We start from the raw sequence: 7916 nt of genomic DNA, 5'->3' as shown, positions 1-7916 counted from the left end.
ATCCCTTTCACAGTTACTACCATTTATTGCTTTCTACATGTTTAATTTTATTACAATAAATACGCAATTACATTAAGTGATATTGCTCACTTACTTAAATATCTTGCTCTTTGTAAGAGCATTCAAAACTATGAAATGTTTTGAATGAGAGATCCACATAAAAAGCAAAAAATTCCCCTTTTTAAATAAAAAGGGGAAGATCTTTTTCCAAAATATTTACTAGGCACGAGCCTTACTTTTTTCGATAGATTTTTCTATTGTCAATTCAGCATGATCTTTCCCCCAAATGATGATGAGGAGCGTAGCCAATAATCCCAGTACTCCGACAAAATAAAAACCTGCTTTAATCCCCATAAGTGAATTAAAGATACCCGCAAAAAATGGCCCTACAAAGATGCCAATTGCATAAATCGCCTGGTAGGCACCCATCGCCGTCGCTCGTTTTTCGGGCGCAATTTTTTCAATGGCCAATCCTAACAGCAACGGGAAAATTAAGCCCAGTGAAAATCCGCTAAAAATTTGTACGGTCAATAATAATCCTTTACTCTGAACGAACGGAATCAGTAACGTAAAAACAGAGGCAAGGAAAAAGGCCGTCTTTAGGGCATTCCATTCACCCAAAAGTGGAACCAATACTCTCCCCATAAAAAGAGTCGCAATGGCGTGAGGGATCATAAACGCAAACACGATCCAAGTTAGCTCACTTTTCGTAAAGCCTATCTGGAGGGCATAGTTGGATGTAAAGCCAAACATCGTTGAAAAAATAATACTATGTGCCAGAATCGATAAAAATGCCACCTTCAACAATGATGGTTCTTTTATTACAGCCGCTAATTCCTTCACCTTTAGCGGCGCTCTCTCTATCCCTTCTTTTGATTCATAGATAAACAGGGATAGAATCAAACCGAGAACACTGAAAGATAAAGCCAACCAAAATGGAGCTTTCCAACCCCATTCACTTACGATTGAACCACTGAAACTCATCCCTAAAAACTGGGCAAGTACGACAATAAATGAAATACTCCCCATTGCCCGATGGACTTCATGATCAGCAAAATAACTTGGATATAAGACTGTAAAGGCAACCCACGTAGCTGCTGAAATTCCTGCAAGTGCACGGGCTGCAAGAGCCCAACCTAAACTATCTGTTAGTAAAAAAATCACACAACTAAACATGCTGACCAACATGCCAAAAATGATAAATGGTTTCCTAACTTTTTTTACATCAGAAAAGATGCCAATTGGGAGTCTGCATAAAAGCTGCATAACCCCGTAGCTGCTCAATACAATCCCAATAAATGTATACTTTCCGCCCAACGATTCCATATAGGGTGAAAAAATAGGAACATAGAGAAATTGCGGAAACCACAATAGAAACGAAACAACAATAAAAAGATATTTGTTTCTATTTGATCGTAAAGTACTCAGGCATACCACCTCCAAGTTAATAAAGTTTAAGAAAAAACCGGGCAAAGATCGCCCGGTTGATTTTATGCTTTATTGCTTGATCTAAACTCTCTAATCTTTTCTTTAACTGTTTCTTTCACAGCTTCCTTACCTGGTGTAAGGATTGCCCGGGCGTCATACACTTCTTTATCGTTCTCTAGTACATTTCGGACAGCTTTCGTCCATGCCTGCAAGCATTCTGTATTCACATTAATTTTGGCATGCCCCAGTTCAATTGCTTGATGGATTTGGTGTAATGGGATGCCTGAACCGCCATGTAATACAAGTGGCACATTGGTTAATTCTGAAATCTCTTTCATTTCAGCGAACCCTAATTTTGGTTCTCCTTGGTAGGGGCCATGTACAGAGCCAAGGGCCGCTGCCAATGCATCTATTTCTGTTTCTTGAACAAGCCGTAAACATTCCTGTGGATCCGCGTAATTAATGCCGCCGATGAGACCATCTTCCTTACCGCCCACGGTCCCGACCTCAGCTTCAACTGTCACACCGTGAAGTCGGGCATAATCCGTCACTTGCTTTGTCATGGCAATGTTTTCTTCAATGGAATAGTGCGAACCGTCAATCATAACGGAAGTATATCCAGCATCAATGGCTTCCTTACATCTTTCCACACTTTTTCCATGATCAAGATGCAGGGCAACTGGTACCGTAATCTTCTTTTCCTCTACAATTCTATTTACCATCGTAGCAATCGTCTTAAATCCGCCCAAATAATCTACTAATCTATCGGATGAGGCCACAATGATAGGAGACCGTTCTTCCTCAGCCGCTTCTAGCATTGCTTCTGCCCATTGAAAGCTGTTGATATTAAATTGCCCTACTGCGTACTTTTCTTTTTTCGCTTTCTCAAGCATTTCTTTCATTGGAACTAATCTTGATGTTGCGATCATTTCCATCCCACCCCTCTTATCTGAATTTTCAAACTAATTAAGTTAGATCAAATTCATGTGAATTTGATCCAACCTCACGTTGTTTTTTGCTTATTAGTATTGTTTTGCAGTTTCTAATTTTTGCTTTCTTAACTCAAATGCCTTTTGAATGCTTTCTTTATCAGATACTTCTGCTACACCGACATTCCACCAGCTCTCATAGCCGTCAGTCATGGTTTTAGGAAGAACTTTAATATCGATTAGAGTTGAGCCTTCCTGTTTCTTGGCATCTTCTAAAGCTGCTTTCAATTCTTCGACTGTATTGACGCGGTAGGTTTTTGCACCATATCCTTCCGCCACTTTTGCATAATCAATATTCAAGATTTTATTATCATGGGTTCTAAATTCACAGAAGTAACTGCCGCCGCCATGATCCATTTGTAAATTGTTGATACATCCAAAGCCTGAATTATCAAAGAGGACAATATTGATTTTTTGTCCATATTGAATGGAAGTAATGAATTCAGAATGCAACAATAGGAAGCTGCCATCCCCTACAAGTGAATATACCTCTTTCGTTGGCTCCGCTAATTTTACCCCTAATGCACCAGAAACTTCATACCCCATGCACGAGTACCCGTACTCGACATTGTACGTATTTGGTTCAGATGTATTCCATATCCTTTGTACATCTCCTGGTAGGGACCCAGCTGCGGTGATAATCACGCTATCAGGTGAAATGGTCTCATTCACAGCTAGTAATGCGGTCGTCTGAGCAAGCTCTGTGTTAAGTGCGTCCGCATATTCATTTAGTACTTCTTGCGAAAAATGATTCTTTACTTCCGGAAGGAAATTTTCACGTTGGAATGTTACTTGACTCAAACGGTCGCGTTCGGCATTCCATTCCGCTTTCAATTCAGCAATTTCACTGCCAAAATCACTTTCATATCCTTCTAGTAATGGAGCCAATTGCTCTAATGTTGTTTTTGCATCTGCGACAACTTGGAAGGCATCCATTTTATATGCTTGCAGACGGCTGACATTGATGTTTAAAAACTTGGTTTGGTCAAAGTCAAAGGCCGTTTTGGAAGAAGTCGCAAAATCGGTATATCGTGTTCCAATTCCAATAAATAGATCGGCTTGACGTGCTGCTTTATTGGCTGCCAGTGTACCGGTAATACCCATTCCACCTAGATTATTTTTAAAATCGGACTCTACCGTTGCTTTACCGGCCTGTGTTTCTACTAATGGGATGTTATGTTTTTCTGAAAGCGAAATTAAAATATCACGTGCTTGGGAGTATTTTGCGCCACCGCCCACTAAAATGACCGGTTTCTTACTTGCGCGGATCAGTTCAGCAGCTCCCTTAAGTTCGCGCTCTACCGGTAGTTTACGATCAACATAATGGACGCGTTTTTCAAAGAATTTTTCATCATAGTCATACGCTTCCCCTTCGACATCCTGCGCAATACAAATCGTTGCCGGACCTGCTTTTCCCGGGTCGGTCATCACTTCAAAGGCACGAAGCAAGCTTGGCATTAACTGTTCTGGGCGTGTAATCCGATCCCAATATCTAGAGACCGGCTTTAAGGCGTCATTTGTCGTGACAGCTAAGCTATATTCTTGTTCTACTTGTTGTAAAACAGGATCAGGCTGTCTGGTTGCAAAGGTATCACCTGGGATAAACAAAACAGGAATATTATTTGCCAAGGCAGTCCCAGCCGCTGCCGCCAAGTTTGCTGAACCTGGTCCAACAGATGTCGTGACTGCATAGATCTTTTGACGAAGCATTTGTTTACTGTAGGCAATCGCGGCATGCGCCATCCCTTGTTCGTTTTTCCCTTGAATCACTTTTAAATGTCCTGAGTATTGCTCAAGTGCCTGCCCAATCCCCAAAACATTCCCATGTCCAAATACATTAAAGATTCCTTCAACAAATAAAGATTCTTTACCATCCACATGGATATATTGCTGATTTAAAAATTTGATTAAAGCTTGTGCCGTTGTTAATCTAATTTTCCCCATGGCTATTTTCACCTCTAGCTTAATTGTTCTGCTTTTTCCGTTCTTTCTTCAATCAATTGTTCAATTTCTGCAACGGTTGGCATTGCTTCTGAAGAACTGTGTTTACTTACTACAATTGCTGCAGAGGCACTGCCGAATTTAAGAGCGGTTTCAATATCCTTGCCTGTGATTAAAGCGTATAAGAAGGCAGATGCGTAAGAGTCGCCTGCGCCAAACGTTTTTAATACTTTTGTTAAGTAAGCGCGGCCTCTAAATGTTTCTCCTGACTTTGTATAGGCATAGGAACCTTCAACACCATGTTTGATAACAACTAATTCTGGAGAATGCTTAAACAACTGTTCGATGGTTGCTGCGTTGCTGCCTTCAGTCACATTTTCCATGACATCAAATTCATCGCGTGTACCAACAACAACATCTGACTGCTGTGCTACTAATGTATAATAAACAGATGTTTCTTCAAGAGATGTCCATGTATATCCGCGATAGTCTAATTCGAATACTACTTTTACATCATTTTTCTTTGCTAGTTGAATCGCTTTTAACACCGCTTCACGAGAAGGGCTTTTTGCAAGAGCGGTTCCGGAAACAAGCAGAACTTTTGCTCTTTTAATATAATTTTCATCTACTTCTGAAGGCTGTAAATAAAGATCAGCGACTTCATCACGGTACATGAGAATGCTGCACTCTTCCGGACTTTTAATCTCTGTAAAAGCTAGGCCTGTCTTATGACCTTCTTGATCCACCACCATGTTGGATGTATCAACACCCACACCGCTCATATATTGCTCAATAAACCGACCATGCTGGTCATTGGCGAGTTTTCCAATAAATCCTGCTTTTAAACCAAGCTTCGATGAACCGATGGAGATATTTGCTGGTGAACCCCCCACGTATTTTTTAAATGTCATCGTTTCTTCCATTGGACGATTGTATTCCACTGCGTTTAAGTCCATGCAAGCACGGCCGATGGCAATAAGATCGAACTCTCTATCAGAATGAAATTGAATTTTCATAATTAAAGCCACTCCTTTATTTTCGGTTTAGAATCCATTCATGGGCTGGTTCGTTGTAGAACTTCCAGATACGTGTTGGTCCTGCCATTACATTTAAATAATAGGATTCATAACCATCAGGAACCCCAACTGGATGATAGCCTGCCGGTACTAATACGACATCGCCATTCTCAACTGCCATTGTTTCATCAAGGGAACGGTCATCTGTATAGACGCGTTGGAATACAAATCCTTGCCTCGGGTTCATTTCATGATAGTAGCTTTCTTCTAAAAAGGATTCATCCGGCAAGTTATCTTGATCATGCTTATGCGGGGGATAGCTTGACCAGTTTCCGCTTTCAGTGAATACTTCTACAACTAGCAAGCTATTTGCAGACGGGTCTGAATCAGGTAAGATGTTATGCACTAAACGCTTATTGCTGTATTTTCCTCTATTTTCAATTCCATTCTCTTCAGCCTTTATTAACTTTGTTGGGAGTTGATTGTTTGAAGGAGAGTAGCATAGAGCCACACGAGCTTGTGTAACAGCCTCTACCTCAAAAGAATGATCATTTGAAACATAGACACTGTCGGTTGGTTTCTTTTCGAAAACGCTTTCCCTTGTGCCAATATTCTCAAAAACTTCTTCGTCAGCCGACACATTTATTTTTCCTGTCAAGGCAACTATGCAGCATTCCACTTTGCTTAAGTCTTCTGTATACTTAGCACCCGGGGCTAAATCTACTACTTTGAAACCAACATATTCTAACGGGGAGTTTTCACTAGTTACTTCCTGAATGATGGTAATTCCTTGTGCCATTTCGATTGTGTTGGGTTTTCGGAGCAATTTACTCACCTTGTAATCCTCTCCTATCTATGTAATAGCTATTATCCTGACCGTAAAGGACAGGATAATAGCATTTTATGTTGCTATCACTTATTCAAATTTTGGTGTTTTATAATTAGCCGTAACAACTTTTTTATGTGTATAGAATTCAACGCCGTCTTTTCCGTTGGCAGGTAATGTTCCATAGAAGGAAGATTTCCATCCTGAGAACGGGAAGAAAGCGATTGGTGCTGGAACACCTAAGTTAACTCCCAGCATTCCTGCATCGATATTTTCACGGAAGTAACGAATGGACGAAGCGTTTGATGTATAGATACATGCACCATTTGCAAACTCAGATTTATTGGCTGTTTCAACAGCTTCTTTTAGATGTTTAACACGGACGATTGAAAGTACTGGTGCAAAAATTTCATCTTTCCAGATGGTCATATCGGTTGTCACATCGTCGAAAATCGTTGGCCCTACAAAATATCCTTCTTCAGGGGCATTTTCACGGCCATCACATACTAGTTTAGCACCTTCATCAATACCTGTTTGAATATATCCTAATGTACGCTGCTGATTTTGTTCGCGAATAACTGGTCCTAAGAATACACCCTCATCAAGGCCATGTCCGATTTTGACTGCTTTTGCTTTCTGGACTAATTTCTCAAGAAATTCATCTGCAATTCCTTCTTCTACGGTTACAACGGCGCAAGCCATGCAACGTTCGCCAGCAGAACCAAACGCTGAAGCGATAACGTTTGTTGTGGCAAGCTCTAAATCTGCATCGTTTAATACGATGGAGTGGTTTTTAGCACCTGTTAAGGCTTGAACACGTTTTAGGTTTTGGCTTCCGCGCTTATAAACATATTCTCCAACTGGCTTTGAACCTACGAATGAAATAGCTTTTACTTCTGGGTGGTCTAACAGCCCGTTTACTACATCATGTGCACCATGAACCACATTAAATACGCCCTTAGGAAGACCAGCTTCTTCTAATAGTTCTGCTAATCTATTAGCTAATAATGGTGTTCTTTCAGATGGTTTAAGAACGAATGTATTTCCAACGGCAATGGCGGTTGGGAACATCCAGCATGGTACCATCATTGGGAAGTTAAATGGTGTAATTCCGCCAACAACCCCTATTGGATAACGATAATTTGTGACCTCAACATCTGTGGCAATCGTTGAAAGTGAATCTCCCATCATCAGTGTAGGAGCACCTGATGCAAATTCCACATTTTCAATTCCGCGCCCTACTTCCCCTAGTGCTTCAGTGAGATTCTTACCATTTTCTATTGTAATGATTTTAGCCAATTCTTGCTTGTTTTTTTCTAATAGTTGCTGGAAGTTGAACAGGACTTTCGTACGTTTTAGCACAGGTACATTTTTCCAACTTTCAAATGCTTTTGCTGCTACTTCTATGGCATAATCAACTTCTTCTTTTGTTGAAAGAGGAACCTGGGCAATGACTTCTTTTTTCGCAGGATCGTACACATCTTCGAATTGAGTCGCTTTACTTTCAACCCATTCACCATTAATGTAATTTTTTAGCTTCTCTACCTGTGTTAATACTTTAGACATCATTTTTTCCTCCTCAAGAAAAACTTCTTATCATTTTTTGAGTAATTTTTAATTTCAGAACAATCTAGACTCTAGTTAACTGGTAAAATACTTTTAACTTTTTGTTACTTGTTGGTTATATTTTGGTTATCTTTTATTACATATTAATAC

Annotated in this window: 6 protein-coding genes; all 6 read right to left on the bottom strand. The window is 40.2% G+C overall.

The features are described from left to right. Positions 1–219 precede the first annotated feature (219 nt). Positions 220–1428: an MFS transporter gene (locus tag V7659_RS09205; protein ID WP_335539607.1), complete on the bottom strand. Its 1209-nt coding sequence runs from the start codon at positions 1426–1428 to the stop codon at positions 220–222. Positions 1429–1490: 62 nt separating this feature from the next. Beyond that, a complete protein-coding gene (gene fba, locus V7659_RS09200; protein WP_420491717.1) occupies positions 1491–2357 on the bottom strand; it encodes a class II fructose-1,6-bisphosphate aldolase in 867 nt (288 codons plus the stop codon). Positions 2358–2450: 93 nt separating this feature from the next. After that, positions 2451–4361 carry a 3D-(3,5/4)-trihydroxycyclohexane-1,2-dione acylhydrolase (decyclizing) gene (gene iolD / locus V7659_RS09195; protein ID WP_335539602.1) on the bottom strand — a complete coding sequence of 637 codons (1911 nt, stop codon included), beginning with the start codon at positions 4359–4361 and terminating at the stop codon, positions 2451–2453. 14 nt (positions 4362–4375) lie between these two features. Next, entirely contained in the window at positions 4376–5374 is a 999-nt protein-coding gene (gene iolC, locus V7659_RS09190) for a 5-dehydro-2-deoxygluconokinase (RefSeq protein ID WP_335539600.1), read from the bottom strand. 16 nt (positions 5375–5390) lie between these two features. Then, positions 5391–6209 carry a 5-deoxy-glucuronate isomerase gene (iolB, locus tag V7659_RS09185; RefSeq protein WP_335539598.1) on the bottom strand — a complete coding sequence of 273 codons (819 nt, stop codon included), beginning with the start codon at positions 6207–6209 and terminating at the stop codon, positions 5391–5393. A gap of 81 nt (positions 6210–6290) precedes the next feature. Continuing rightward, positions 6291–7766, bottom strand: a complete 1476-nt coding sequence (locus tag V7659_RS09180) for a CoA-acylating methylmalonate-semialdehyde dehydrogenase (RefSeq protein ID WP_335539605.1) — start codon at positions 7764–7766, stop codon at positions 6291–6293. Positions 7767–7916 lie beyond the last annotated feature (150 nt).

Source organism: Neobacillus drentensis (assembly GCF_036966985.1).
GTDB lineage: Bacteria > Bacillota > Bacilli > Bacillales > Cytobacillaceae > Neobacillus > Neobacillus drentensis_E.
This window is presented reverse-complemented; position numbering and strand designations above follow the sequence as displayed.